The organism is Eubacterium barkeri, from assembly GCF_900107125.1.
In the GTDB taxonomy this organism is placed as follows: domain Bacteria; phylum Bacillota; class Clostridia; order Eubacteriales; family Eubacteriaceae; genus Eubacterium_O; species Eubacterium_O barkeri.
In genome coordinates, this window is the sequence record NZ_FNOU01000016.1 from 52,987 (window position 1) to 78,450 (window position 25,464).

Consider the following 25,464-nt stretch of genomic DNA (forward strand, 5'->3'; position numbering starts at 1 on the left):
CCGGCATGTGCCGGCCCTCTGATTTCTTAAGGCAGAACATTGACGTAATTGTCGGGGAGCTCGGTAAAGAACATGATGCCCAGGCAGTCCTTACCGATGTGGACGGTCAGGGCGGATCCCGCTCCGGCCTCGGGGATCATAAAGTTTTTAACCCCCATTTCCTTGGAGAGGATTTTCTGGGCCTTTTCCTGGAGCTCTGGTGCGGTGCTGTTAATCAGTCCGATGATCTGATCCCCATCTGCACGTTGATCGTAGACTAATTCAAAGAGCCGCTTGAAGGCTTTTTTCTTTCCCCGGACTTTTTCATAGGCCAGAATTCGCCCATCTTCAAAATAGAGGATCGGGACGATTTTGAGCATATCGCCAATGAGGGCGACGCTCTTACTAATCCGGCCACCTTTGGCCAGCCATTTAATGTCCCCAACCATAAAGAAAATCTGGATATGATCGGCCAAAAAGGTCATCGAGGAGACAATCTCATCAAAGGGCTTGCCCAAACGGTTTAGCTTCAGGCCCTGGTGGAGGATGAGCATGGCGCCGGTGGTGGCACATTTGGAGTCCACCACGGCAATGCGGCGGTCGGGATAATTGGACAAAAGATGGGAAGCTATTAGGTTTGCCGTTTGGAAGGTACCTGATAAGCCAGAGGATAAGGCTAAATAGATGATATCATCACCATTTTTCAGATGGGCTTCAAAGCATTGCTGATAGGTAATGGCTTGGACCTGGGCAGTTTTGGGAAAGGTTTCACCATTATTGCCATCCACGTACTTTATGACCATTTCCGGCGTAATATCAACGCCGTCTAAATAAGTTTTATCTCCCATGGTAATGGGAATCGGTAAAATTTCAAAGGGATAACGGGTAAGGATTTCCGCGCTGACATCGCACATAGAGTCCACAACGAATCGGATGGCCATAGCGTCTCCTCCTTTTTCTAAATTTAGGTATTAAAATATTCTATCATGCCCGTTCTCTTTTGACAAGAATCTTGCTGAATTAGAATTTACAGATTTCGAGAGGAATGATAGAATGAAAGAGGAAATTTTACTAAAAGGAGCAAAAATGGAAGCATTGATCACACGACTCGCAGAAGAATTTAATATAAAGCCGAAACAAGTAGAGGATACCATCGGCCTCATTGATGGGGGAAATACCATTCCTTTTATTGCCAGATATCGGAAGGAAGTAACTGGCAATCTGGACGATGTGCTGCTCCGGGATCTGAACAACCGATTAGAATATCTAAGGAAGCTGGATAAGCGTAAGGAAGAGGTCTCAGCCAGCATTGTAGAGCAGGAAAAAATGACCCCAGAGCTTTCATCTGCCATTGCTAAGGCGGTCACGCTCCAAGAGGTGGAGGATATCTATCTGCCCTATAAAAAGAAAAAAAAGACCCGGGCATCCCTGGCGAGGGAGCGGGGACTGACACCCCTGGCCGATATTATTTTAGAGCAGAAGCATACAGAGTCCCAAATTAAGGGGATAGCCCAGGATTATGCTGGTCCAGGGGGAGAAGTGCCCGATGTTGACACAGCATTGCAGGGGGCCATGGACATCATCGCGGAGACTCTTTCCGATACGGCCCAATATCGTCAGGCCATTCGACGTCAGATTCATGAAGGCGGGAAGCTGACCTCGACGGTAACCAGGGATTTTGCCAAAGAAAAAACAGAGTTTCAGGATTATTATGATCATAGCGAGGCGATTAAAAGTATTGCCGATCATCGGGTGTTGGCCATAAACCGGGGGGAAAAGAAAAAGGTTCTTTCCGTTCATATTGATGATGGGGGGGACGGGGTACTTGCCAGCTTTAAAAAGGCCGTTCTTCGGCCATCTGCCAGCTCTTATCTCGTTGAGGCGGTGGAGGACAGCTATAAGCGTCTGATTTTTCCATCGGTGGAACGGGAGATTCGCAGTGAACTAAAGGATAAGGCCGAGGAAGCGGCTATTCATAATTTTGGCCTTAACCTTAAGAAACTGCTCCTCCAACCTCCCTTTAAGGATAAAGTGACTATGGGGTACGACCCTGGGTACCGGACGGGCTGTAAGATTGCCGTGCTGGACGCCCTGGGAACGGTGAAGGCCACGGCCACCATCTATCCCACGAAACCCCATAATAAAACCATTCAGTCGGAAAAGGTCATTCTGGATCTGATTGATCGCTTTGGGGTGGATATCATCGCCATTGGCAACGGAACGGCTTCCCGGGAATCGGAACAATTTATTGCAGCGTGTTTAAAAAAATGTAATCGGCGGGTTCAGTATATTGTGGTTAACGAGGCTGGGGCCTCGGTGTATTCCGCCTCAGAGCTGGGGGCTGAGGAATACCCGGATTTGGATGTTTCCATTCGCGGGGCCATCTCCATTGGCGGGCGGCTCCAGGATCCCTTGGCTGAGCTCGTGAAAATCGACCCCAAGCACATCGGTGTGGGGCAGTATCAGCACGATGTCAACCAAAAGGCCCTGGAAAAGGTGGTGGATGAAACCATTGAGGATGCGGTGAATAATGTGGGGGTGGATATTAACCGGGCCTCCATCGCCTTATTAAAACACGTCTCCGGGGTTAATAAAACCATCGCTCGAAACATCATTGATTATCGGGAGGCCAACGGGCGTTTTGAAAGCCGGAAGGAAATTAAGAAGGTGAAGGGGCTGGGGGCCAAGGCTTTTGAGCAATGTGCTGGGTTTTTGCGTATTGTGGATGGGGCCAATCTTTTGGATAATACCGGGGTTCATCCCGAGTCCTATAAAGCCGCAGAGCAGCTTCTTAAGTCCCTCTCGGTGACCCCTGCGGATTTGGCTCCCCAAAACCTGCCGGAAACGGTGAAGGTGCTGAGTCGGGTGGATGTTTCGGCCATGGCAGATGAACTGGAAATCGGTGTGCCGACGTTAAAGGATATTATTAAAGAATTAAAGAAGCCTGGGCGGGATCCCCGGGACTCAGCACCGAAGCCCCATTTAAAGTCCGATGTCCTCACCATGGATGATTTAGAGGAGGACATGGAACTGGTGGGCACGGTGCGCAACGTCATCGATTTTGGGGCCTTTGTGGATATTGGAGTCCATCAGGATGGATTGGTGCATATCTCCCAGATCAGCGATCGCTATATTAAGCATCCTTCGGAGGTGCTGTCCATTGGGGATGTGGTCACGGTTCGGGTGATTGCCATTGATAAGGCCCGAAAACGTATTGGCCTAACCATGATTATTTAAAATAATTTCAATAAATTAGACAAAAAAGGGCTTTAGCCATTGACAAAAAAAGATTATTTTTATATAATTTAAAATTCATCTTTTTTATGCTATAATATAAGAGTGTAAAGGGGTGAGGTTATAAATGTATGATATTGGGGATAAAATCGTGTATCCCATGCACGGAGCTGGCGTCGTAAAGGCTATTGAAGAAAAAGAGCTTTTTGATGAGTGCCAATGGTATTATTTAATGGAAATCGTATCGGAGGGGATGGAAATCCTGATTCCGGTGGATAAAGCGGACGAAATCGGGGTGCGGCCCATCGTTTCCCTGGAGAGAATTAACATCATGCTGTCTGCCTTAGAAGGCCCCATGGATGAGATGCTCTCCAATTGGACCAAGCGTTATCAGAACAACTTGGAACTACTCAAAAAAGGTGATTTGATCGATGTTGCCCATGTGGTCAGGAACCTGACCTTGATGGATCGGAAAAAGGGCCTGTCCAGCGGTGAAAAGAAGATGCTGGTGACGGCTAAGAACTTCCTGGTCAGTGAAATGGTTGTTGTTTGTGGAAAAACAAAAAAAGAAGCCGACAGCGTCATCGAAGATCGGATAAATGCGTAAAAGGACTGTCACCTGCGGGTGGCAGTTTTTTGAATCTGAAATTAATAAAAAATTAGGTATAGCATGGCTATAAATGATATAATATTATGAATTATATTTTGAAAGGAGGTGAGATGATGTTAAAGAAGGTAATTCGTTGGTTTGTAACACTGCTGGGTTTCATCGCAGGATTAGCCACAGCCAATATATTGGTCAATAGCTCTTTGCTGACGAATCTATTGGGAATTGGCATGACCCAGAAAATCGAGCTGGGGTTGTATATCTTCCTGATTCTTTTATTTGGTATTATTTTTTATTTTTTATTTCCCTTGATTTTAAGCGGTGTCCAACGGTTGTCCACATTGGTTGAAAAAAGCATGGAGGATGTCCGTCTGGCCGACGTGGCTTTAGGATGTCTGGGGCTTATTATCGGACTGGTCATCGCCATGCTCATTAGCTTTGCTTTTTCCCAGATCCCCATTCCCTGGGTGAGCAGCCTGCTCTCTGCCATTATTTACATTGCTTTAGGCTATATTGGATTTACCATTCCCATTAAAAAGCGGGATGAGATTTTAAATGCCATCCAGGCTGGAAAACGCGATCGGGAGATGGTGGCTTCTAATAAAAAGATGTCAAAGAAAAAAGTGCAGACCGGTTTAAAAATATTGGATACCAGTGTCATCATCGATGGTCGGATTTACGATATCTGCAAAACCGGATTTTTAGAGGGAACCCTTATCGTTCCGGTGTTCGTCCTCAATGAGCTTCAGCTGATTGCGGATTCCGGGGACGATTTAAAACGGACTCGGGGCCGTCGGGGCTTGGATATCATCAAAAAAATGCAAACGGATTTGGATGGGATTATCGCTATTTCCGAAGAAGATTATGAGGATTTGGCGGAGGTCGATGCCAAGCTGGTGCGTATGGCCAAGGAGAAAAAGCAGAAAATCGTCACCAATGACTATAACCTTAACAAGGTTGCCAGCGTCCAGGGCATTGAGGTGCTGAACATCAATGAATTAGCCGGCGCGGTTAAGCCCGTGGTGCTCCCTGGGGAAGAAATGAAGGTCCTTCCGGTGAAAAATGGAAAGGAAAACGGTCAGGCGGTGGCCTATTTGGATGATGGGACCATGATCGTCGTTGAAAATGGCCGTCGTTACATCGGGGAGAACATTACCGTTATGGTGACGAGTATTTTACAGACGGCTGCGGGCCGAATGATCTTTGCCAAGCCACGGCGATAGAAGGAGAGACATGGAAGAGACACAGCTGCCAGAGGGCTTTTTAACCCGGATGTCCGGGCTGATGACATCAGAGGAATACGAGGCATTGCTTCAGTCCTATACGAAGCCGAAGTATAAAGGAATCCGGACCAATACCCTTAAGTGTACCCCGGCGGAAATGGCCGTCCGGGTGCCCTTTGACCTGGAGCCGGTTCCCTGGTGCCCCACCGGGCATTATATTGAAGAAGGGATACGACCAGGGAAGAATCCGGCTTATTACGCGGGCCTGTACTATGTTCAGGAGCCCACCGCCATGACACCGGCAGAGGCCCTAAGCCCGGAGCCCGGGGATTGGGTACTGGATTTGTGTGCGGCACCTGGGGGCAAGACCACCCAGCTGGCCTGTAAGCTTTCCGGGGAGGGGCTGCTGGTGGCCAATGAAATTGTCGTGGGGCGGGCGGGGATTCTCGCCAGTAATGCCGAGCGCATGGGAATCACCAATTTAATGATCCTCAATGAATTTCCCGAGCGTCTGGTCGAAAATTTTTATGAAGCCTTTGATAAAATTTTAGTGGACGCCCCCTGCTCTGGAGAAGGCATGTTTCGAAAGGAGCCTGAAGCCCTTTCGGGATGGAGTTCTGAGCGGGTTGAGCATTGTGCCAGACGTCAGGAAAAAATATTGGAATCCGTGGACAAGCTGCTAAAGCCTGGGGGTGTGTTGGTCTATTCAACCTGTACCTTTGCACCCGAGGAAAATGAGTGCATCGTGGAGAAGCTGCTGGCCACGGGGAACTACCGAACGGAACCTCTGGCTATGGAAGGTTTGAGCGACCGGGGGCGCCCGGCTTGGACCGAAAAGCAAACGGCCGCAGTGGCCGATACCCTGCGCATTATGCCCTATCATGTTAAGGGAGAGGGGCATTATGTCGCCCGTCTGCGCAAAGTGGGACAGACATCGGAGGCTTCGGGCTCTGGCCGGCGAAGGGCCAAAGGGAAGCTAAAAAAAATGGGGAAGCGGGACTTAGTGGATTATGAGGCCTTTGCCAGGGAATATTTAGTCGGGCGAACCTTTGATCGCTTGTATGGTTTTGGTGAAAAGCTGTACAGCCTGCCCCAGGGGATGACAGATGAGCAGATCGCGGGTCTGCGGGTTTTACGGCCCGGCCTCCACTTAGGGGATTTTAAAAAGAACCGCTTTGAGCCCTCCCACACCCTGGCCATGGCTCTGAAGCCAGAGCAGTATGCCCAGGTCCATGAGGTGGCTAGTGATGATGAAGCTTACGCCTACTTAAAGGGCGAACCCCTGATGAGTAAGGGCACTAAGGGATGGACCCTGGTGTGCTGGCGGGGGTATCCCCTGGGATTTGGAAAGGCTAGTCAGGGAATCATAAAAAACCACTACCCCAAAGGGCTGCGGATTAAAAAGAAATAAAATACATGACGAGTCGCCCCATGGGTCGGCTCGTTTTTGTGATGTGTGTCGGCGTAAAATGTGCTATAATATTTTAAATTAGGAGAGTATTACAAGGATACAAAAGGGAGTGATTGGGAATGTGGGGTATCGTTCTGCTAGGAAATATCTTTGCTTATGGGATGTGTGCGGGGTATATGAATGCAGGAATGACACCGCGTCTGGGCAAGAAGGCAACGGGTATTATGTGGCTGTTTTGGGCAATAGGGACCTTTTTGATTGGCCAGAGTGAGGAATTGACAGTATACCGAGGCGCGGCGAATCTTTTGTCCATTCTTTTAATGGGTCTGATCTTTTATAAGGGCCGATCATTTTTAGGACGGATTATCTTTGTCGTCAAAATATTCTTAGTGCTTCTTTCTTTTGATGCCATCGTTTTTGGGGCCTTTTGGCTAACGGGCTGGGAAGCACCGGCAGGTGCTGCGCGTAATATTCGATACTATTTTTATAGTGTATCACTTATTTTGCTAGTCCTTTGTACCTACCGGTTCTTTAAACCCTTTGTTGTGGGAACCAATCGGGAGAAGGGTCCTTTGTTCGATTTGATTTTAATATTGGCCTGTGTCGTTGAAGGGATGCCCATTCTTTGGATGGATGACTACGTTCATTCGATTAATCCCAATGGGGACGGTTATATTATAGTCTATTTAATACTTATTTTAATCTTTGATGGGGCACTGATCTATGTGTTTCGGCGGATCAAACGGCAATATCGGCAAGAACAAGATTTAATGCTCCTTAAGCAGCATCAAGACTATCAACAGAATTATTACAAAGCCGTAGAGGCCCAATACCAACGTTCCAGGGAATTCGTACACGATATGCAAAATCATGTGATGATTCTATCCAGGCTTTATGCCCAGGACGAGGTTGAGCGAGCCCGGCGTTATGGGGAGTCAGTGCTTCAAAAAATTCCAGAAGCACCCAATGAGCGTCATTAATTGAGAATAAATACAATACTTTGGAAAAGAAAGCATAAGGAAAAGCATAAGGAGAAATGATATGTTGACCATTGGTATTTGTGATGACCAGGTGGAAATCATCGATGATCTTGTGGAGCGATTAGAAAATTGGGCAGCGATCCAGGGCATCCCCCTACAAGTGAGGACCTACACCCGGGGATTGGATTTGTTAGAGGATTATCAAGGGATTGATCTGCTGTTCCTTGATATGAAAATGCCCGGAGGGGATGGAGGACCCATTGCCCGGGAAATTAAAAGGGAGGACCCCCTTCTGCCCATTGTGTTTATTACGGCTTTTACCCAATACATGCGAATGGCCTTAGATATCCATGCCTTTGGTTTTCTGGATAAGCCCATTGCCCAAAAGGCCATTGATGACATGATGTCGGACTTTTTACACTATCAGGGGGCTCAAGGGGGGGAAGCATTGCCTTTTAAAACCAAGGATGGCCTGAGGATGATTTATCCAAAAGACATCCTTTATTTTGAACGTCAGCACCGGGCCATCTATCTGGTTATGTCAGCAGAACGGTTTTGGATTAATATCCCCACATTATCGGCTGTCATGGATCAGATGGCGGACCATGGCTTCTATCAGATCCACCGAAGCTATATTATATCCTTAAAGCATATTGTCCGCATTCAGCGGGAGACCGTTCTTCTGGAGAACGGGACGTCTCTCCCTCTGGCAAAGGGCCGGGCCGCTGAATTCAGACAGGTCTATATGGGACAGATGGAGAAGGGATGGTAAGCATTAGAAGGCTTCCAGAAATATGCGCAATCCGTGGTAGCATCCATGGAGATCATTGTAGGAGGGAGAAGTGAATAAAAGAAAGATCAACTGGCTCATTCAGGGAATCTTTATGACCGTGTTGATTATCCTCGAAGTGGTCCCCATGACCTATTTAAATTACTACTATGTCAAGAATATCCCGGATCGGCAGATTTATATCATGGTATACAGTATGCTGCTTGTTATCTTTGATTTTACCTTGATTTACACCTTCCGGCGTATTAATTTAAGCTATCAGAAAGAAAATGAGCTTGAGCTCAAGCGACGGGCCGCTGAACTCGAGGCGCATTATTATGAGGATATTGAAAAGCAGCAGGAGGATTACGGCCACCTTTTTGATGCGATGCGCCGTCAGATCTCCCTGATGGAAGCCCTTAGTGCCAGAGGAGATACCCAGGCGTTACAGCAATGTATGACAACGACCCAGGATCTTTTGAAGGCAACGAAGCCACCCTTTACGTGCAGTAACCATACCCTCATGATTGTACTAAGCGATAAATATAAGCGGTGTGTTGCCCTGGGAATTGATTTTCAGGTTGACGATGGAACAAGGGGAACCGGTCACTTGTCCGATTTTGATATAACGACGATTTTTGCCAACTTACTGGATAATGCCATTGAGGCATCTGCAATGGTCGCAGAAGCAAAAATTAGGATAGTATTACGAGAAAAAGGGCAGATGCTGGCTATTACCATTGAGAATCCTTATGATAAAGCACCAGAAGGAAACAAGGATGGTTTATTTAAAAGCAGCAAAGAAGATGCCGGCCATGGTTTGGGGTTAAAGAATGTCCAAATGGCGGTAAAGCGGTACGGGGGGAGCATTGATTTTGATGCCCGGGATGGATGGTTTATGGTGCGGGTGTTGTTGCCAGTGCTGTAGTTTACAGTTTTCATTCCGGCATCCCCACCACAATCAAAAACCACCCATCCTCAATCTGACAGTTTACTGTCCCTCCATAACCTTTGGCGATCTGGCGGATGGTGGACAGGCCAAAACCGTGGTTCCTTTGGTCGGCCTTGGTGGTTTTGGTTAGACTTTCATTAATTGTCGGGTTTTGACAAGTAATGTACAGTGTTTTGAGTTTAGCATCAAAGGATATTTTGAAAGTGATGGCTGGATCCGTGATGGCGCAATGCTCGGTGGCTTCGATGGCATTATCTAAAATATTGGCGCAAATAAAGGACAAATCCAGCTCATCAATCTGATTATTTTCTTGTTCGGGAAGCGTAATGAGTGTGTTGATCAGGATACCTTTGTTTTTAGCGTTTCGGATTTTAGTGGACAGGACGGCATCCAGCCCTGGATAGCCGGTAAGGGCTAAATAATCCTGTTCTGTAACAGTATGGGTGAGAGTGCTGATTAAATCGTTACATTCAGCTAATTTTCCAGCTTTTATCAGTCCGGACAAATGGGAGAGACTGGCGTTTAAATCATGGCGAATGCGTCGGATTTCATTTTGAGATTGGAGCATATCCGCCTGGTGAAGGCGCTGTGTTTCAATGGTTTTTTCTAAAAATTGGTTACGTTGTTTGTCCAGCTCAGAGTCAATGGTATGATTGATGATGTTGATCAGAAGAAGGTTTGATATAAAGACCAGGATAATAATAATAAAACAGAGAGCATAGGAAACGGTCTCTGAGCCATTTCGGAATATTGCCCACATTAAAAGTGTTAAGATACACAAAGAACAAATCGGATAAAAGACAAGGAGAATATTCTTAGAGAGGAGTCCCTTCCGTTCTTTGGTCACACGAATAAAGGAAATGAGCATAAAAAAGATGACACTGGTCAGCAGAACCTGAATGACCGTATAAGTGTTTTCCACGTTGGTGAAAAAATAAGTCATAGAGATATTGAGTACATTGAGGACAAGGGCTGAAAGAAATTCTGCAACTGAAGTAATAATAATGATTGCCAATGAAAAGAGGAGCCTTTGCGTTAATGAACATCGATAAAACAGAGTGATTAATAGTATATCACCAATACTGACGATGAGGGATAATACAGCGTGAGCCTGTAAATAAAACAAAGATTGGGCTAACCCAATGGAGACCAGGAGCATGAAGAGATAGGGAAAAATACTATTACGAATACTCTTCGGCTGACAGAGTACATCAAATCCCAAAAAGGTGACATAGGTTTTTAGACAAAGGGCAATGGTCAAAAATAGCATTAGAAACTCCAAACTTTTCTTTTTCTTAAATTATAACCAGGAAATCTAAAAAATTCAATTCATTATGACGAAAAACTTTACGATTAGGCAAGGGGGTTGGCTTTTTAGAAAAAGGTGATAAAATAGATTTAAAATATTGACCATCGGGAGGTTATTATGAAATTGAAAAGTTTAAAAGCAGCCGTTTTGAAACATGCCTGTTGGCTCTCTGCTTTAGTCGTTCTGTTGGCCCAGAATTCAGATACGTGTTTTTTTATTTCCCACCAACCTAAGTTACCGGAAGGTGCAAAAGATTTTTTCATTGATGAATTATGATTAAACAATGGGGCCAGCAGATGGCGGCGGTGTGTTGCCGGGAAGGGGTACTTAAGGAAAAAAACCGTGAAGCCATTGCCTTTGGCTTTGAGGAGTTAATCTTCGTACTCATCAATCTTGTGGTCATTGCCACGATTGCAGCGTTCACCCAGGCGTTACTAAATGCCCTCATTTTCTGCGTTATCTACTTGTCCCTTGTTCGGCTTGTTGGGATTTATCATGCAAAAACCCGGAAGGGATGCTTCATCAAGACCATGATTGTCTTTGTAGCCTATCTTCTGATTATGAGAGGGGTACCCTCGGATTATTATGTCATTGGCAGCCTGGGAAGCTTTTTATTCTATCTGATAACAGCCTGGTCCCTGACTCCTGTCATGCATATCGATAAGCCCCTGACGGAGGAGCAAAAGGCCCTTAATCGAAAAAAGGCTCTGATCTATTCCATGGTTTTTGTCGCAATTGGAGGGGTGTTTTTCATGGTGGGGTGGTGGCAGCCGTTATTTGCCATGGCGGTCACTCTGGATATGGTGGCATTGATGGCGATTTTGGGCTATCTGTTCAATGAACGGGCACCCATTGAAGTCTAGTGGATGCCGCTAAATTTGTCGTTTACTTAAAAATAAGGGATTGTCCCGGGGGTAAGTACTCCCAGGGCAGTCCCTTTATGCGTTGGCTTAGTATTCCCGTTTACGCCTATTGGTATGGCGTTTTGTCAAGACTTCAAAGAGCTCATCGTAGGTGACGCCTTGGTTGTTGAGCAAAACCGCTAAATGGTAGAGGAGGTCCGAGGCTTCGTAACGCAGCTCCTCGGGATCGTTATTCTTGGCGGCGATGATGGTTTCCGCGGACTCTTCACCAATTTTTTTACAAATTTTATCTACTCCTTCCCGGAAAAGGTAGTTGGTATAGGAGCCCTCCACGGGATTCTCCCGACGCTCTTTAATTTGTGCGGCCAGGTCGTGGAGAATAGTGATATTTCCCTTGTTTGCAGCATCGTCGATCATCAGGTTGCGGTAAAAGCAGCTGGTATGGCCGGTATGGCAGGCGGGACCAGCGGGGAGGACCTGGAGGAGCAGGGTATCGCCATCGCAGTCATAATCGATGGAGACGACCTGCTGGATATTGCCGGAGGTTTCACCCTTTATCCACAATTCCCCTCGGCTGCGGCTCCAGAAGGTGGCTTTCTTTGTTGCCAGGGTGCGTTTTAAGGCGTCTTCATTCATCCAGGCCATCATGAGCACCTCCCGGGTGCGATAATCCTGGACAATGGCGGGAATCAGCCCCGCATCGTTGTATTTCAGTTCAATGTCTTCAAGTTTCAATTTCATTCTTCTTTCTTTTGTAAAATCGTACATTACCGTTGGACCGGACGCATGGCCAGGCCCTGGGTTCCTAAATAATCCTTTAAATCAGGGATGGGGATTTCCTTATAATGGAATACCGAGGCAGCCAGGGCAGCATCGGCACCGACCTTGAGGACATCTGCAAAATCCTTGGGCTTTCCGGCACCGCCGGAGGCGATGACGGGAATGGTGAGGGTTTCAGACAAAAGGCGGTTGAGCTCCAGGTCATAGCCCTGTTTCACCCCGTCGGTATCGATGGAGTTAATACAGATTTCCCCAGCGCCTAAAGCCTGGCCCTGCACAGCCCAGGCAATGGCGTCAATACCGGTGTTTTCCCGGCCCCCCTTAACATAGACATCCCAGGAGCCGGCGGCATTTCGTTTGGCATCGATGGAAAGGACGACGCATTGGTTGCCGAATTTCAGGGCTGCATCCCGAATGAGCTGGGGATTCCGGACGGCTGAGGAATTGACGGAAACCTTGTCGGCACCAGCCATGAGGACCTTACGAAAGTCCTCGACCTTGCTGATGCCGCCGCCAATGGTAAAGGGAATCCGAATGGCCTCGGCCACCCCTTCGACGATATTGAGGAAGATGTCCCGCTCTTCGTAGGAGGCGGTGATATCATAGAAAACCAGTTCATCGGCCCCCTGTTCAGAATAGTACCGTCCCAGCTCAATGGGATCGGCAACATCCTGGATGTCTTTGAATTTTTTTCCCTTGACCACCCGGCCGTGGTCCACGTCCAGGCAAGGGATCAGGCGTTTGGTCAGCATGAAGGGGCCCCCTTAAGGTAGGCGGCTAAATCGATGGTGCCTTCATAAATGGCCTTTCCGGTGATAGCACCATAGAGATCCATGGCGGCCAGGCGGTCGAGATGGGCGGTGGAGGCAATGCCCCCAGAGGCGATGATATCCATCTGGAGATGGGCGTTCAACACCCTTAGCATCTCAAAATTAGGGCCGGTCATCATACCGTCCTTGGAAATATCGGTGTATACCAAGGTGGAGAGGCCGATTTTTTCGAGCTTGGTGGCCAGCTCCAGGGCTTCCATATCACTGCTTTCCACCCATCCCTCGGTGCAGACCATGCCGTCCTTGGCATCGATGGAGACGCAGATTGCGTCGTCATAGAGATTAATGAGCTTTTCGATGAAGGCGAAGTCCTTAATGGCCTGGGTACCAATGATAATTCGGGACACCCCGATATCCATGTACATTTCGGCGATTTCCAGATTGCGGATGCCGCCACCCAGCTCGATGGGAATATTCAAAGCCTCCACAATGCTTTGAATGGTCTTTAGATTTTTAGGCTTCCCCTCAAAGGCACCATCTAAATCCACCAGGTGCAGGTATTCGGCTCCCTGGTCCTGGAAGCGCATTGCCACTTCGACAGGGTCCTTAAAATAGACGGTTTCGGCATCTTTAACACCTTGCTGCAAACGGACGCATTGTCCGTTTTTAATATCGATAGCGGGTAATACGATCATTTGATACACTCCTTAAAATTTTGCAATAGCTTCCTTCCCACTCCGGCACTTTTTTCAGGGTGGAACTGCATTCCGATGACATTATCCCGTCTGACGATACCGGGGACCTTAGCGGAATAGTCGGCATAGGCCACCACATCCTCAAAATTTTGGGGGATGGCGTAGTAGGAATGGACGAAATAGACATAATCCTCTGGGGTGAGGCCCCAGGCGATGGGGTCTTCCCGATTAATGGTCAGGTTATTCCAACCCATATGGGGGATTTTAAGCCCCGGGGCATCAAAGCGGACCACCTCACCGGGAATATACCCTAAGCCCCCATTTTCACCATCCTCATAGCTTTTATCGAAGAGGACCTGCATCCCCAGGCAAATCCCCATGAGGATTTTGCCCGAGGCCACATTTCGGTTCAGTGGGGAGAGCAGGTTGTAGGCATCCAGGTTTTTCATGGCATCGGCAAAGGCCCCAACACCGGGGAGGATGATGGCATCGGCATCGTCCATCACCTGGGGGTTCCGGGTGATGACGCTGCTAAGTCCCACATCCTTTAGGGCGGTATGAACATTTTTCAAGTTTCCAACATCGTAGTCAATAATGGCAATCATAATCTGCTCCTGTCTGCTTTATTCGATGATTCCCTTGGTGCTGGGAATTCCTGGGTTTTCAGGGTCCAGGGTGACGGCCTCCTTGAGGGTTCGGCCAAAGCCTTTAAAGATACCCTCAACGATATGATGGTTGTTCCGGCCATAGAGGGAGGTGACATGGATGGTCATCCTGGCATTGTGGGTGAAGGCGATGAAAAATTCTTCCAGCATCTCCGTTTCAAAATCACCGATGTATTCCCGGGTAAGGGGGACATCCCAAACCAAGGTGGCACGACCGCTGATGTCGATACAGATGCGGCACAGGGCCTCATCCATGGGGGTGAACTGAAAGGCATAGCGATTGATGCCAGCCTTATCGCCCAGTGCTTTGGCGAAGGCCTGACCCAGCAGGATACCGATATCCTCCAAAGCATGGTGGTTATCCACCCCATCACCGGTGGCAGAAAGGTTTAAGTCAAAATGACCGTGCTTGGTAAAAAGGACCATCATGTGGTCAAAAAAGGGAACGCCGGTTTCCACGGTACATTGGCCCGTTCCATCCAGATCCAGGGTCAGGGCAATTTGGGTTTCGGCGGTTTCCCGGCTTAGGCTGATTTTACGCGTCATGACTATATACCTCCCTTAGAATATCTAAAACCCCTTTGTTTTCTTCCGGGGAGCCAATGGTTAAGCGGATGGCTTCTGGCTGGCCCTTCTTTGAACGAAAATGCTTAATGAGGATGTTGGCTTCCTTCATGGCTTTGTAGATTGCCGGAGCCTTGGCAGTTTCAAAATAGATGAAATTGGCAGCGGTGGGATAAACCTTCTCGATGGGGAGGGCCAGGAGGGCCTTATACATCTTCCGGCGTTCGACCCCCAGGGTTTTTAGGCGACCCAGCAGCTTGTCCCGGTGCCGAAGGGCACTAATGGCCGTTTGCTGGGTGAGGGTGTTGAGATTATAGGGGGATTTTACCTTGTACATGACATCGATGAGGGCTTTGCTCCCAGCACAGTAGCCGCAGCGGATCCCGGCCAGACCAAAGGCCTTGGAGAGGGTGCGCATGACCAATAGGTTGGGATAATAATCGACTAAATCAATATGGCTTTCGCCCTCCTTAAATTCGATATAGGCTTCATCCAGGACCACCAGGGCTCCGGTTTCTTCCAGAATCTGGATGATATCGTGCCGTGGGAAGAGGTAGCCCGTGGGATTATTGGGATTGCACAGATAGATGACCTTGGCATTTTTTTCGATCGCTGTGGCGATGATGGCAGAAACATCTGGGAAGTGGTCTTCTTTATCCGGCACCCATAAGAAGGGGGCGTCTCCAATGGTGCTCCAGATTTCGTACATGGAAAAGGAAGGGGCGTGGGAGACGATGGTGTCGCCGGTGTTCACAAAGGACTGGCAAATCATATTGATGATTTCATCAGAGCCACAGCCGGCAATGAGCTGGTCCGGGGCAATACCGGTGTAATCTGAGAGTAATTCCCTAAGCTCCGTAAAGCAGGCATCGGGATAGCGGTTAAGATGCGTCGCCATAATGGTCTCACAAAGTTCTTTTTTCAAGTCGTCGGGAAAATCCCAGGGATTTTCATTGGCATTGAGGATAATGTCGTATTGGGGAGGCTCCACTTGGTAGGCTTCCAGTTTTTGGACACAGGGGCGGGTATAATCCTTTTTCATTTTACTCAAACCGCCTTTCTACAGATTTGGCGTGGGCGTCCAGCCCTTCGGAGCGGGCAAAGGCTGCAATTTTTTGATAATCCTTTTTAAGGGCAGCTTCGGAATAGCTTAGAATACTGGAACGTTTGGTAAAATCATAAACCCCCAGGGGAGAGGAGAACTTAGCGGTCCCAGAGGTGGGCAGGGTGTGGTTGGGGCCGGCAAAGTAATCGCCCAAGGGTTCAGGGGTGTAGGACCCCAGGAAGATTGCACCGGCATTGCGCACTCGATTAAGATAATCCATGGCATCCGGAAGGAGAATTTCCATATGCTCCGGAGCGATGGCGTTGGACAGCTCAAAGGCCTGGTCCAAATTCTCACAGACAAAGATAAAACCGTAGCCCGAAACGGACTTCCGGGCGATGGCCTTCCGGCTAAGGTCTGCATCAATCTGTCGTGTGATTTCGGCTTCTACGGCTTCACCAAAGGCCCGGGAGGTAGTCACCAGGATGGGCATGGCCATTTCATCATGCTCCGCCTGGGAGAGGAGGTCTGCCGCTGCAAAAACCGGATTGGCATTGCCATCGGCCAGGATAAGAACTTCGCTGGGACCGGCAATCATATCGATATCCACCACCCCAAAGACTTCCTTCTTGGCGGTGGCTACGAAGATATTGCCCGGGCCCACAATTTTATTAACGGGCTTCACCGATTCGGTGCCAAAGGCCAGGGCAGCGATGGCCTGGGCGCCACCGACCTTTAAAATTTCCGTCACACCCGCAATTTTAGCCGCAGCCAGAATATGGGGGTTGATTTTACCGTCGGCTCCCGGTGGGGTTACCATCACTAGGGAATCCACCCCAGCGACAATGGCGGGAATGCTGTCCATAAGGACGGTGGAGGGGTAAGCCGCCTTTCCTCCGGGGACATAAAGGCCCACCCGTTCCAGGGCAGTGATGTGCTGACCCAGGGTGATGCCCGGGCCCGGGCTGTAGGTCCAGGTGGTTTCCAGCTGCTTTTCGTGGAAGGACCGGATATTTTGGGCGGCCTCCTCCATAATGGCAATCATTTCCGGGCCCACGGCGGTGAAGGCTTCTTCAATTTCCTCTGGGGTGACGGCCAGAGAATCCAGGCGGCACCCGTCAAATTTTTCGGTATAGTCCAATAATGCAACGTCCCCCCGGGCCTTAACTTCGTCGATGATGGCGAGGACAGTATCCCGGATTTCCGTGTTTTCCCCTTCATCCCGCTTCAGCAGGCGGTTGAGGGAGGGGGCGGCTTCGGTGTATGTGTATGTTTTCATTCAAACCTCCTATTGGGCGATGGCTGAAAACCGATCGATAATGGGCTCGATTTCCCGCCGCTTAATCTTTAAACTGACTTGGTTGACAATGAGCCTTGAGCTGATATCGCAAATCTCCTGAAGCACCACCAGGCCATTTTCCTTCAGGGTGCTGCCGCTTTCCACAATATCTACAATACAGTCGGAAAGTCCAAGAATGGGGGCCAGCTCCACCGAACCGTTGATCATGATCAGATCGATGGGCTGGTCTATGGAATTAAAATATTGTTTGGCAATACCCGGATATTTTGTCCCCACCACCAGCTTTTTGTCGAATTGGATATGGGTATCGGCATAACCGGCCACGCACATCTTGCATTGTCCGATATTCAGGTTTAACAGCTCGTAGACATTGGCGGGGTGTTCCATCAAGACATCCCGGCCAACGATGCCGATATCTGCGGCACCCTTTTCAACATAGGTGCCCACATCCGGAGATTTTACCAAAAAGAATTCAATGGCACCGGAGGTATCCTGAAAGATTAATTTCCGGCTTTCCGGGGTATAATCCTCAAAGCAATAGCCGATCTCGGTAAGGAGTGCAATGGCTTTTTTAGCGACTCGGCCCTTGGCCAGGGCAAAACGTATGGTCATCAGTCCACCATCCCTTCTGTAATACATGCAATGGGCTTAAAGGCATCGTCCTTAAACTGAAAGGTTTTGCCGCCGCTGATATAATAAAAGCTGGCGCCTTCATACATTTGATTGTGCTGGAGCTGTGCCTTCGTTGTCAGGGAGGTGTCAGAGACCTGGAAAACCTCGGTGGAACAGCCCTGGGAACGGAGGGTATCGGCGGTGTCGAAGGCCTGGCATTTATCTCCGGGATCGTATAAAATGACAGTACGGCTGGTGGTGTCCGCCGGCAGAAGATCATTTTGTTCCATATAATCCATGAGTTGGAGGATATCGATGGCAAAGCCACAGGCCGGCCGGTCAATACCAAACCGGGCAGAAAGATTATCATAGCGTCCACCGCCAATGACGGGCTCTCCCCAGCCGTTGACGTAGACCTTGAAAATCAGGTCAGTGTAATAATTCATCCGGCTGGTGAAGCCTAAATCGAAGGTGATGTATTGGGCGAGGCCAATGATTTCCAAATGCTTGTAAATGGCACGGAGCTGGGAGACGACAGAGCGCATACCATCGGTCAGACAGAGGCCGTCCATTTCTGAGAAAACCTCCTGGGGGTCCCCGTAGAGCAGGGGCATTTTCAGGATGGTTTCCACGGTGGCGTCGTCATAGGGCTCGTCGGATAGAAAATCCCGGATATCACCGAGGTTTTTCGTTTCGATGAGATTTAAAAGCCGGGTGCGTTTGTCCCCGGTAAGTCCAATGGCATCAAAAAGCTGGCCAATAAAGCCGACGTGCCCCATATCGATGTGGATATCTTCAATGCCGTTTACCAGCAGGGAGGAGATGGCCAGAGCGATGATTTCACCATCACATTCCGGCATGGCATTGCCGAAATATTCCACCCCCATCTGGGTAATTTCCTTTTTCACAATATCCGGAGAAGCGAAATTCCGATAGATATTGGTGCGGTAGCAAAATTTAATGATTTCCTGGGAATCGTGATGGTTGATGGCGGCCATGCGGGCAATGGGCAGAGTGGCATCCGGCTTAAGGGCCAGAACCTTTCCCTGATGATTGACCAGCTTGAAGAGCTCGTCACTGGGAATGGCGTCCTCTGGGGCCAGTAGGTCATAGGCCTCAAAGGTGGGCGTGGAGACCTGGTGGTAGCCGTACAGACTGAACAAATGGCTCAGCTTATTTTCGATTTTTTGAAGGGCCAGAAAGCCTTGATATTGGATATTCTCAAACCCTTCAATAGTATAATTTGTTAACATAGTATCCTCCTCTTTGTTACGTTACCGTAATAAAGTGCGTGATGATAGTCTAACATTCATTTTGGTCCAGGTCAATGCTTTCAGAGAAAAAACCTAATTTTCATGCAACTTTAATCTAGAAATATGATAATATTATTCTACCATAAAAAGGTTGAAAAATGAATGTGTCCATTGGACAATAGAAAAAGAGGAAAGTGAACTTTGAAATTTTGGAGAGAATATGGCTTATAAATGTATTATCTTTGACTTTGATGGGACCTTGGCAGATACAGAACAGCAGGTCTTTCAATTGTACAATGATATGGCGGAAAAATATAAATATCGGAAGGTTACCCATGAGGAGCTCCAGCACATCAAGGAGCTCAATATTGCGGACATTATGGAAATTGTGGATATTCCCTTCTACCGTTTGCCCCGGGTCCTTCGGGAAGGGCAGCGGCGCCTCCGGGAGGAGAAGGATTCCATTAAGGCCTTTAAGCCCCATCTCCGGGACTTCATGACAGCCCTGGAGTCAGAAACGGAAATCCGGGGAATTTTAACGTCGAATGTCAAGAAGACTGTCAATGCTTTTTTGAAGAATTATGCCATCACCGATTGCTTTGATTTTGTGGTATGTTCCTCCCTTTTATCCAAGGAGAAAAAAATAAAAAAGGTTGCCAAGAAATACAAGCTGGAGCTATCCGAGATTCTGTATATCGGCGATGAAACCCGGGATATTGAAGCCTGTCACCGGGCTGGGGTGGATGTAGTCGCTGTGGACTGGGGGTATAATACCCTGGCGGCCTTAGAGCGCTGTAATCCCACCTACACGGCCTCCTCTCTGGAGGAAATCTTGGAAATCGTGAGGAGTAAAGATGATAAAGGATGCTCTGAAACAGCTGTTTGAGGTTTTCTATGCCCGGGGCAGGCAGCTTTACATCGTCGGTGGAGCGGTGCGTGACTGCTTGTTGGGGATTCCCCCTGGAGATATCGATTTGACCACTGATGCTTTGCCCGAGGAAATGGAGGTGTGGTTTCCCCATACCATCAATAAAGGAAAGCGCTTCGGAACCATTGGGGTGGTGCTGGAGGGAGAAGTTTACGAAATTACCACCTTTAGGAGGGATACGGCCTATCAGGATGGACGCCACCCGGTGGCTGTGGCCTTTACTGATGATATCCGGGAGGATGTTATCCGCCGGGATTTTACCATCAATGCCCTGGTTGTGGATGGGCAGGGCGTCCTTTACGATTATGTTGGTGGCCTTGAGGATTTAGAAAAGGGCATATTGCGGTGCATCGGAAATCCGGATGATCGCTTCCAGGAGGATCAGCTGCGCAAATGGCGTGCCATCCGCCTGGCTGCGGAGAAAGCCATGGAAATTGCAGCCCCTACCCGGGAGGCGATCCATGCGAATCCTGCCATTGATGGCGTTAGCATGGAACGCCTGCGGGAGGAATTTGATCGGATACTTCTGGCAGAGAAGGTCACTTGGGGGGGATACCTGCTGGTGCGAACGGATTTGATGACGACTCTGTTGCGCCGGACCATTCCGGCCTTTACCAAACGTCAACGGGATTACCATTTAATTGAGAGTTTTGAGATTATGGCCTATGTCCCCAGGGATTTGGTCATGCGCCTGACCATTCTGGCGGTTCCCATGACTCCAGTGGAACGTCTGGAATTTTTTTCCTGTATGCGTTATCCCAAGGCGATCATGGCCCGGGTAATTGCTTTGAGCCGCCATTTTTTTGTAAAGTCTGGGGATATGGTGGCTTTTAAAGGCGCTATTGCAGATATTGGGGTGGCAGATTTCGACCGGCTTCTTTGTCTCCAGCAGGGTCAGGCCCAGTGGGAGAACAACCCCAAATGGATGGGGGAGGCCGCTGAGAACCGTGCCGCCTTTGAGGTGATTAAAGCCCGGGGGGATGCCCTGGTGCGGGCAGACCTTGCGGTAAAGGGCGAGGATATCAAGGCCCTTGGCTATGAGGGCAGCGCCATTGCCAGGGCCCTGGATACTGCCTTAAAATGGGTATATCGGCATCCAGAAAAAAATACGAAAGCGGACCTGATGGTCTATTTAGAGGAGGACAAAAGTGGAAAAGCTCACATCACCCAGGACCATCGAGGGTTTACTGAAGAAATATGATTTGCATTTTAACAAACGGTTTGGGCAAAACTTTCTAATCGACGCCAACATGGTTGAAAAGATTGTGGCGGCGGGACAACTGACCAAGGAGGATATTGTGCTGGAGGTGGGGCCGGGTATCGGCACCATGACCCAGGTCCTTGCCCGGGAGGCGGGAAAGGTCTACGCTGTAGAAATTGATAAAAAACTGATTCCGGTATTGGAAGAAACCCTGGCAGATTGCCCCAATGTTTCAGTGATTTGTGGGGATATTTTAAAGACCGATGTGGCCGCCTTGGTGGCCCAGGAGTTGGCCCGGGGAATGTCTTTAAAAATCGTGGCGAATCTCCCCTACTACGTGACGACACCCATTATCATGGGATTTTTAGAGTCGGACCTTCCGGTGGAGCGGATGTCTTTTTTAATTCAGAAGGAGGTTGGAGAGCGGATCTGCGCCCAGCCAGGAACTAAGGCCTACGGATCCCTAACCATCGCCTGCCAGTATTATGTCAAGCCCCAGGTGGCATTTTATGTGCCTGCTGGTGTTTTCATGCCTCGACCTAAGGTAGACTCTGTGGTCATCACCCTGGAAAAACGCCAGGCACCTTCGGTGACCCCCGAGGATAAGGAACTGTTTTTCCGCATTGTTAAAGCCGCTTTTTTAAATCGACGGAAGACACTGATCAATAGCCTGTGCGCCAATACCGGTTACGATAAGGAAAGACTCACGAAGGCTTTAGAGGCTGCGAATATTGATCCTGGGGTTCGGGCCGAGCGCCTTACCGGAGAAGATTTCGCCCGGCTTTCGGATTGTCTGCAGAAAGAATAATTTTGTTTCTTGATATTTCACGAAAATGCTGGTATGATAATGTTAATTATTATGACTATAAACTAGAATTTGAATTATAAGGAGGACTCCCCAATGATTGGTGATAAAGTTTCAGGAAAGGTATTGGTCAGCCGATTGCTCACCGCCGTTAATGATTTTATGATCGATGATTATGAATTACCTGAAGGCTATGTGGATATGGGCCTTTTCACCACTGCGTGTGATGGTGTGGGTTATGTGGCCGCTGACGATGCCACCAAGATGGCCAACATCGAAGTGGCGAAGATTTATTCCACCTATGGTGGCAGCGGTAAGATGAATGATGGCCAGACCTTCGGTATGATTACAGGCCCGACGGTATCGGATGTCCAGCGGGGGCTGCGCTATGTTCGGGAGTTTGTGGAAGAGCAGGCTTCTTTATATAGTATCAGTGAGGATGACAGCGTGGTGCTTTATTCCGAGTGTGTGTCTAAAATCGGCCGTTATTTTGCCAAGGCCTACAATCTGCCCCAGGGTTCGTCCATTGTTTACCTTTTGGCTCCGGCGATTTATGGTGTTGCAGGGATTGATGAAATGACGGATTATGCCGACGTGGAATTGGTTCAGTATTTAGGCAGCCCAACCCATTCCAACCTGTGTGGCGGGATCTTTACCGGCTCCCAGTCCCAATGCCGTTCCGCAGCGGAAAGCTTTAAAAATGCGATTTTCGATTATGTGGATGACCCGGTTGAATATTAAGATTAAAAGTTGAATAACAAGAGATATGGCACTGCAGAATCAACTGCGGCTCCATATCTTTTTTTAGTTGAGATGGTATAATAATGGGGAATCAGATCACTTGGATTCGTATGGAAAGGAACTATTATGCTGACAATTGAAAACTTATCAAAGACCTATGGTAATAAATCTCAAAAAGCCGTGGACGATTTGTGTTTTACTGTTCGGGATGGAGAAATTTTTGGATTTGTAGGGCCCAATGGGGCCGGAAAGACCACCACCATTAAGATGATTGCCTCCCTGCTTTCCCCGGATACCGGACGCATTATCATTGATGGTGTGGATAATCAGCAGGATCCCATGGGGGCAAAGGAAAAATTCAGCTATGTGCCGGATAATCCGGAGCTTTTTGAAAAAATCCGTGGGAACGAGTATCTGCGATTCATGGCCGATGTTTACAGGGTGCCGGATGGGGAGTTTAAGGAGCGGGCAGCCCGTTACCTGGATATTTTTGATTTAAAGGGGGATGTGGCGGCGCCTATTGCGGCCTACTCCCATGGAATGAAGCAGAAAATTGCCCTCATTGGAGCGCTGATTCATAATCCCAGGCTGTTCATTCTGGATGAACCCATGGTGGGCCTGGACCCTAAATCCTCCTTTGAGCTGAAGAAGATCATGGCTGAGCTGTGTGCCCAGGGGCATTCGGTGTTCTTTTCCACCCATGTGCTGGACGTCGCTGAAAAAATATGTGATCGTATTGCCATTATTCACCATGGGCGCCTCATCGCCCTGGGGACCATGGATGAAATCCGGGGAGGCGCTGGCAAGGATGAATCCCTGGAAGAAATTTTCCTGGAGCTAACCGAATGAAACGAATGATACTGCTCACCGGTCTACTGCTGCGCAACCAGCTGGGGATTTCTATGCTGGAGTATAACAGGCAGAATGATAAACGGGCTTTTACAAAACAGATTTTTTTAATGGTTGGTGTCCCCCTGCTGTGTCTGCCGGCTCTAATCGTCTATTTTGCTTTTGCAGGGGCCCTTTATGTCAGTATGGCTGCCATTGGACAAACCCTGGGGTATATTGGTCTTTTTTATGCCATGGCTTCAATCCTGGTGCTTGTTTTCGGTATTGCCTGGGTCTTGTCAGAGTTTTATTTTTCTAAAGGCGTTACCCAGCTGCTTTCCCTCCCAATCCGTCCCAGGGAGATCATTCTGGCGAAGCTTTGCTGTGTACTGCTTTGGGAATATGTTTTTAGCATTCTCATCATGGTGCCGCCACTCATTATTTGGGGGGCCGCCCAGGGCGTCTTTTGGCTTTGGTATCTGCCCGCTGCTTTTTTGTTGGTTATGGCATTACCAATATTGCCCATCGCCCTGGAGGCAGCACTGATGATGGTGATCCTTGGTGCAGGGAATCTAAAAGGGAAGAAGGATGTCATCTCAGTTGTGATGATGTTTGCCTTTTTAGCCCTTATTCTGGGGGTTCAATTTACCCTGGGGAGTGCCGCATCCAGTATGGATGAGCGTCAGCTCACCGAAATGCTGGCACAGGTTCTTGAAAATAACAGGGTGCTTCTTGACAGTATTATTCGAATTTTTCCACCGGCTTACCTGGCCGCCCGGGCGTTAATGGGAGAGGGGCTCATATCCCTGGCCTGCCTGGTAGGAGTCCTTGGTCTGTCGGTGGGAAGTATTGTCCTGCTCATATGGATTGGTGAGCGCTTTTATATTAAAGGACTGTTGGAAGGGGGGATGTCGGCTGTACCCAAGGGGCAAAAGAACCAGAAAGGGTTCGCCGGGCTTTTAGGAAGGCGTCGGGGGTCTGCCCTCCGGATCTTCCAGATGGATTTTCGCCTGCTGCTGCGAACCCCGATTTTTTTCTTTAATAATGTGAGTATTGCAATTGTCATTCCTTTATGCTTAATTTTTGTGATTTTTATGGCTAAAGGGGGGAGAGGAGGCGAGATTGAACAGGCCATCCAATTCCTTTCCCAGCACCCGGAATTTTTGGTTTTAGCCTTAAGCCTTGTATTTTTATTCTTTGGAGCGACCTCCGCTACAACGGCGACTTCTTTTTCCCGGGAGGGGAAGGGGATCTGGATTACTCGGATCATTCCCGTTGCTCCCCGGGCTCAGGTCATGGGGCGGTGTGCATCCGCCCTTTGTATTCAGGCTTTGGGGATTGTGATGACCTTTATCATGCTGCGCTTTATGATGGGCCTCAGCCCACAGGTCATTCTCCTATCAACCCTTTGTGGTATTGGCGGTGCCCTGCCCATCCAGCTTACTGGGCTGCTGATAGATATGCACCGCCCCCTGCTGCATTGGGATAACCCACAACGGGCGGTGAAAAATAATCTGAATGTTATTTTTACCATGCTTTTTGGACTGTGTTACACCGTGATCCTAATGGTGCTTGACGGTAGCATGGGTTACTTTCTGAGTCCCTGGGCTGGCTGTGGCGCTGTTCTTGGCCTGTCCGCGGTGCTGTCCATTATTCTGTACAGGGTCTGTGTTCGACAATTGCCCAGGTGCCTGCTAAAATGCGATGAATAGGGAAGAAAGCCCAGCCCAGGCTTTTCAGACTGTCGACAAACCCAGGGAAGGGTGATGATAAAAATACGAGAACCCTGGCTGCCCCTGCGGGATGGCGGTTTCGATTTTCATCAAATCAAGAAAGCTAACCGGCCTTAAACCCTATCAAAACCGAAGGTTTTGCGCACTGACGAATGAGAACTTTCCCTTTGTTCGTCAGCGCCTGGGGTCCGGGGTGAATCTTTTTTATCCTCACCCT

The 25,464-nt window shown here is 48.6% G+C and carries 26 protein-coding genes; 15 read left to right on the plus strand and 11 right to left on the minus strand.

Features of this window, described 5'->3' with window-relative positions; all coding sequences use genetic code 11:
- Positions 1-26 precede the first annotated feature (26 nt).
- Entirely contained in the window at positions 27-920 is an 894-nt protein-coding gene (locus tag BLU30_RS09835) for a DegV family protein (protein ID WP_090245941.1), read from the minus strand.
- A 145-nt stretch (positions 921-1,065) separates the two neighbouring features.
- Here BLU30_RS09835 and BLU30_RS09840 point away from each other — a divergent pair, with 145 nt between their 5' ends.
- From BLU30_RS09840 to BLU30_RS09870, 7 genes are all read left to right on the plus strand, one after another.
- A complete protein-coding gene (locus BLU30_RS09840; RefSeq protein ID WP_090245989.1) occupies positions 1,066-3,216 on the plus strand; it encodes a Tex family protein in 2,151 nt (716 codons plus the stop codon).
- Positions 3,217-3,340: 124 nt separating this feature from the next.
- On the plus strand, positions 3,341-3,820 hold the full coding sequence (locus BLU30_RS09845; RefSeq protein ID WP_090245943.1) for a CarD family transcriptional regulator: 480 nt from the start codon (positions 3,341-3,343) through the stop codon (positions 3,818-3,820).
- Between the two features lie 116 nt (positions 3,821-3,936).
- Positions 3,937-5,043: a PIN/TRAM domain-containing protein gene (locus BLU30_RS09850; RefSeq protein WP_090245945.1), complete on the plus strand. Its 1,107-nt coding sequence runs from the start codon at positions 3,937-3,939 to the stop codon at positions 5,041-5,043.
- A 10-nt stretch (positions 5,044-5,053) separates the two neighbouring features.
- The gene (locus tag BLU30_RS09855) at positions 5,054-6,454 is read left to right on the plus strand and encodes an RsmF rRNA methyltransferase first C-terminal domain-containing protein (RefSeq protein ID WP_090245947.1); all 1,401 of its coding nucleotides are present in this window, start codon (positions 5,054-5,056) and stop codon (positions 6,452-6,454) included.
- A 119-nt stretch (positions 6,455-6,573) separates the two neighbouring features.
- Entirely contained in the window at positions 6,574-7,434 is an 861-nt protein-coding gene (locus BLU30_RS09860; RefSeq protein WP_090245949.1) for a hypothetical protein, read from the plus strand.
- A gap of 61 nt (positions 7,435-7,495) precedes the next feature.
- Entirely contained in the window at positions 7,496-8,206 is a 711-nt protein-coding gene (locus tag BLU30_RS09865; RefSeq protein ID WP_090245951.1) for a LytR/AlgR family response regulator transcription factor, read from the plus strand.
- Between the two features lie 70 nt (positions 8,207-8,276).
- Positions 8,277-9,131, plus strand: coding sequence for an ATP-binding protein (locus BLU30_RS09870; RefSeq protein ID WP_090245953.1), 855 nt, complete (start codon positions 8,277-8,279; stop codon positions 9,129-9,131).
- A 10-nt stretch (positions 9,132-9,141) separates the two neighbouring features.
- Here BLU30_RS09870 and BLU30_RS09875 read toward each other — a convergent pair whose 3' ends face one another.
- The gene (locus BLU30_RS09875) at positions 9,142-10,425 is read right to left on the minus strand and encodes a sensor histidine kinase (RefSeq protein ID WP_090245955.1); all 1,284 of its coding nucleotides are present in this window, start codon (positions 10,423-10,425) and stop codon (positions 9,142-9,144) included.
- Positions 10,426-10,581: 156 nt separating this feature from the next.
- Here BLU30_RS09875 and BLU30_RS09880 point away from each other — a divergent pair, with 156 nt between their 5' ends.
- Together BLU30_RS09880 and BLU30_RS09885 are read left to right on the plus strand one after the other, a co-directional pair.
- A complete protein-coding gene (locus BLU30_RS09880) occupies positions 10,582-10,740 on the plus strand; it encodes an AgrD family cyclic lactone autoinducer peptide (protein WP_090245957.1) in 159 nt (52 codons plus the stop codon).
- Positions 10,737-11,327, plus strand: a complete 591-nt coding sequence (locus tag BLU30_RS09885) for an accessory gene regulator B family protein (RefSeq protein WP_090245959.1) — start codon at positions 10,737-10,739, stop codon at positions 11,325-11,327. The genes BLU30_RS09880 and BLU30_RS09885 overlap by 4 nt, the downstream gene beginning before the upstream one ends.
- Before the next feature lie 87 nt (positions 11,328-11,414).
- Here BLU30_RS09885 and hisIE read toward each other — a convergent pair whose 3' ends face one another.
- The 9 genes from hisIE to hisZ are packed head-to-tail and all read right to left on the minus strand — an operon-like array spanning position 11,415 to position 19,011.
- Positions 11,415-12,068: a bifunctional phosphoribosyl-AMP cyclohydrolase/phosphoribosyl-ATP diphosphatase HisIE gene (gene hisIE / locus BLU30_RS09890; RefSeq protein WP_143024228.1), complete on the minus strand. Its 654-nt coding sequence runs from the start codon at positions 12,066-12,068 to the stop codon at positions 11,415-11,417.
- Between the two features lie 26 nt (positions 12,069-12,094).
- Positions 12,095-12,859, minus strand: coding sequence for an imidazole glycerol phosphate synthase subunit HisF (gene hisF, locus BLU30_RS09895; protein ID WP_090245961.1), 765 nt, complete (start codon positions 12,857-12,859; stop codon positions 12,095-12,097).
- On the minus strand, positions 12,853-13,572 hold the full coding sequence (gene hisA, locus BLU30_RS09900; RefSeq protein WP_090245963.1) for a 1-(5-phosphoribosyl)-5-[(5-phosphoribosylamino)methylideneamino]imidazole-4-carboxamide isomerase: 720 nt from the start codon (positions 13,570-13,572) through the stop codon (positions 12,853-12,855). The genes hisF and hisA overlap by 7 nt, the downstream gene beginning before the upstream one ends.
- A complete protein-coding gene (hisH, locus tag BLU30_RS09905; protein ID WP_176770897.1) occupies positions 13,569-14,177 on the minus strand; it encodes an imidazole glycerol phosphate synthase subunit HisH in 609 nt (202 codons plus the stop codon). Before hisH ends, hisA begins: the two co-directional genes overlap by 4 nt.
- A gap of 18 nt (positions 14,178-14,195) precedes the next feature.
- A complete protein-coding gene (hisB, locus tag BLU30_RS09910) occupies positions 14,196-14,783 on the minus strand; it encodes an imidazoleglycerol-phosphate dehydratase HisB (protein ID WP_090245968.1) in 588 nt (195 codons plus the stop codon).
- Entirely contained in the window at positions 14,773-15,843 is a 1,071-nt protein-coding gene (hisC, locus tag BLU30_RS09915) for a histidinol-phosphate transaminase (protein WP_090245970.1), read from the minus strand. Before hisC ends, hisB begins: the two co-directional genes overlap by 11 nt.
- Position 15,844: 1 nt before the next feature.
- Positions 15,845-17,125 (minus strand): histidinol dehydrogenase, encoded by a 1,281-nt coding sequence (gene hisD / locus BLU30_RS09920; protein ID WP_090245972.1) that lies wholly within the window; start codon positions 17,123-17,125, stop codon positions 15,845-15,847.
- Between the two features lie 9 nt (positions 17,126-17,134).
- Positions 17,135-17,758: an ATP phosphoribosyltransferase gene (hisG, locus tag BLU30_RS09925; RefSeq protein WP_090245974.1), complete on the minus strand. Its 624-nt coding sequence runs from the start codon at positions 17,756-17,758 to the stop codon at positions 17,135-17,137.
- Positions 17,758-19,011: an ATP phosphoribosyltransferase regulatory subunit gene (gene hisZ, locus BLU30_RS09930; RefSeq protein ID WP_090245975.1), complete on the minus strand. Its 1,254-nt coding sequence runs from the start codon at positions 19,009-19,011 to the stop codon at positions 17,758-17,760. Before hisZ ends, hisG begins: the two co-directional genes overlap by 1 nt.
- Positions 19,012-19,231: 220 nt before the next feature.
- Here hisZ and BLU30_RS09935 point away from each other — a divergent pair, with 220 nt between their 5' ends.
- From BLU30_RS09935 to BLU30_RS09960, 6 genes are all read left to right on the plus strand, one after another.
- Positions 19,232-19,897 (plus strand): HAD-IA family hydrolase, encoded by a 666-nt coding sequence (locus BLU30_RS09935; protein WP_090245976.1) that lies wholly within the window; start codon positions 19,232-19,234, stop codon positions 19,895-19,897.
- Positions 19,866-21,140: a CCA tRNA nucleotidyltransferase gene (locus BLU30_RS09940; protein ID WP_090245978.1), complete on the plus strand. Its 1,275-nt coding sequence runs from the start codon at positions 19,866-19,868 to the stop codon at positions 21,138-21,140. Before BLU30_RS09935 ends, BLU30_RS09940 begins: the two co-directional genes overlap by 32 nt.
- Positions 21,088-21,948 (plus strand): 16S rRNA (adenine(1518)-N(6)/adenine(1519)-N(6))-dimethyltransferase RsmA, encoded by an 861-nt coding sequence (gene rsmA / locus BLU30_RS09945; RefSeq protein ID WP_090245993.1) that lies wholly within the window; start codon positions 21,088-21,090, stop codon positions 21,946-21,948. Before BLU30_RS09940 ends, rsmA begins: the two co-directional genes overlap by 53 nt.
- Positions 21,949-22,041: 93 nt before the next feature.
- Positions 22,042-22,686, plus strand: a complete 645-nt coding sequence (locus BLU30_RS09950; RefSeq protein WP_090245980.1) for a BMC domain-containing protein — start codon at positions 22,042-22,044, stop codon at positions 22,684-22,686.
- A 126-nt stretch (positions 22,687-22,812) separates the two neighbouring features.
- Entirely contained in the window at positions 22,813-23,535 is a 723-nt protein-coding gene (locus BLU30_RS09955; RefSeq protein WP_090245981.1) for an ABC transporter ATP-binding protein, read from the plus strand.
- On the plus strand, positions 23,532-25,226 hold the full coding sequence (locus BLU30_RS09960; RefSeq protein WP_090245983.1) for a putative ABC transporter permease subunit: 1,695 nt from the start codon (positions 23,532-23,534) through the stop codon (positions 25,224-25,226). The genes BLU30_RS09955 and BLU30_RS09960 overlap by 4 nt, the downstream gene beginning before the upstream one ends.
- Positions 25,227-25,464: the final 238 nt, after the last annotated feature.

Coding starts and splice junctions, on each gene's coding strand:
- BLU30_RS09835 (WP_090245941.1), bottom strand. CDS start 920: ATGGCCATCCGATTCGTTGTGGACTCTATGTGCGATGTCAGCGCGGAA.
- BLU30_RS09840 (WP_090245989.1), top strand. CDS start 1,066: ATGGAAGCATTGATCACACGACTCGCAGAAGAATTTAATATAAAGCCG.
- BLU30_RS09845 (WP_090245943.1), top strand. CDS start 3,341: ATGTATGATATTGGGGATAAAATCGTGTATCCCATGCACGGAGCTGGC.
- BLU30_RS09850 (WP_090245945.1), top strand. CDS start 3,937: ATGTTAAAGAAGGTAATTCGTTGGTTTGTAACACTGCTGGGTTTCATC.
- BLU30_RS09855 (WP_090245947.1), top strand. CDS start 5,054: ATGGAAGAGACACAGCTGCCAGAGGGCTTTTTAACCCGGATGTCCGGG.
- BLU30_RS09860 (WP_090245949.1), top strand. CDS start 6,574: ATGTGGGGTATCGTTCTGCTAGGAAATATCTTTGCTTATGGGATGTGT.
- BLU30_RS09865 (WP_090245951.1), top strand. CDS start 7,496: ATGTTGACCATTGGTATTTGTGATGACCAGGTGGAAATCATCGATGAT.
- BLU30_RS09875 (WP_090245955.1), bottom strand. CDS start 10,425: ATGCTATTTTTGACCATTGCCCTTTGTCTAAAAACCTATGTCACCTTT.
- BLU30_RS09880 (WP_090245957.1), top strand. CDS start 10,582: ATGAAATTGAAAAGTTTAAAAGCAGCCGTTTTGAAACATGCCTGTTGG.
- BLU30_RS09885 (WP_090245959.1), top strand. CDS start 10,737: ATGATTAAACAATGGGGCCAGCAGATGGCGGCGGTGTGTTGCCGGGAA.
- hisIE (WP_143024228.1), bottom strand. CDS start 12,068: ATGAAATTGAAACTTGAAGACATTGAACTGAAATACAACGATGCGGGG.
- hisF (WP_090245961.1), bottom strand. CDS start 12,859: ATGCTGACCAAACGCCTGATCCCTTGCCTGGACGTGGACCACGGCCGG.
- hisA (WP_090245963.1), bottom strand. CDS start 13,572: ATGATCGTATTACCCGCTATCGATATTAAAAACGGACAATGCGTCCGT.
- hisH (WP_176770897.1), bottom strand. CDS start 14,177: ATGATTGCCATTATTGACTACGATGTTGGAAACTTGAAAAATGTTCAT.
- hisB (WP_090245968.1), bottom strand. CDS start 14,783: ATGACGCGTAAAATCAGCCTAAGCCGGGAAACCGCCGAAACCCAAATT.
- hisC (WP_090245970.1), bottom strand. CDS start 15,843: ATGAAAAAGGATTATACCCGCCCCTGTGTCCAAAAACTGGAAGCCTAC.
- hisD (WP_090245972.1), bottom strand. CDS start 17,125: ATGAAAACATACACATACACCGAAGCCGCCCCCTCCCTCAACCGCCTG.
- hisG (WP_090245974.1), bottom strand. CDS start 17,758: ATGACCATACGTTTTGCCCTGGCCAAGGGCCGAGTCGCTAAAAAAGCC.
- hisZ (WP_090245975.1), bottom strand. CDS start 19,011: ATGTTAACAAATTATACTATTGAAGGGTTTGAGAATATCCAATATCAA.
- BLU30_RS09935 (WP_090245976.1), top strand. CDS start 19,232: ATGGCTTATAAATGTATTATCTTTGACTTTGATGGGACCTTGGCAGAT.
- BLU30_RS09940 (WP_090245978.1), top strand. CDS start 19,866: ATGATAAAGGATGCTCTGAAACAGCTGTTTGAGGTTTTCTATGCCCGG.
- BLU30_RS09950 (WP_090245980.1), top strand. CDS start 22,042: ATGATTGGTGATAAAGTTTCAGGAAAGGTATTGGTCAGCCGATTGCTC.
- BLU30_RS09955 (WP_090245981.1), top strand. CDS start 22,813: ATGCTGACAATTGAAAACTTATCAAAGACCTATGGTAATAAATCTCAA.
- BLU30_RS09960 (WP_090245983.1), top strand. CDS start 23,532: ATGAAACGAATGATACTGCTCACCGGTCTACTGCTGCGCAACCAGCTG.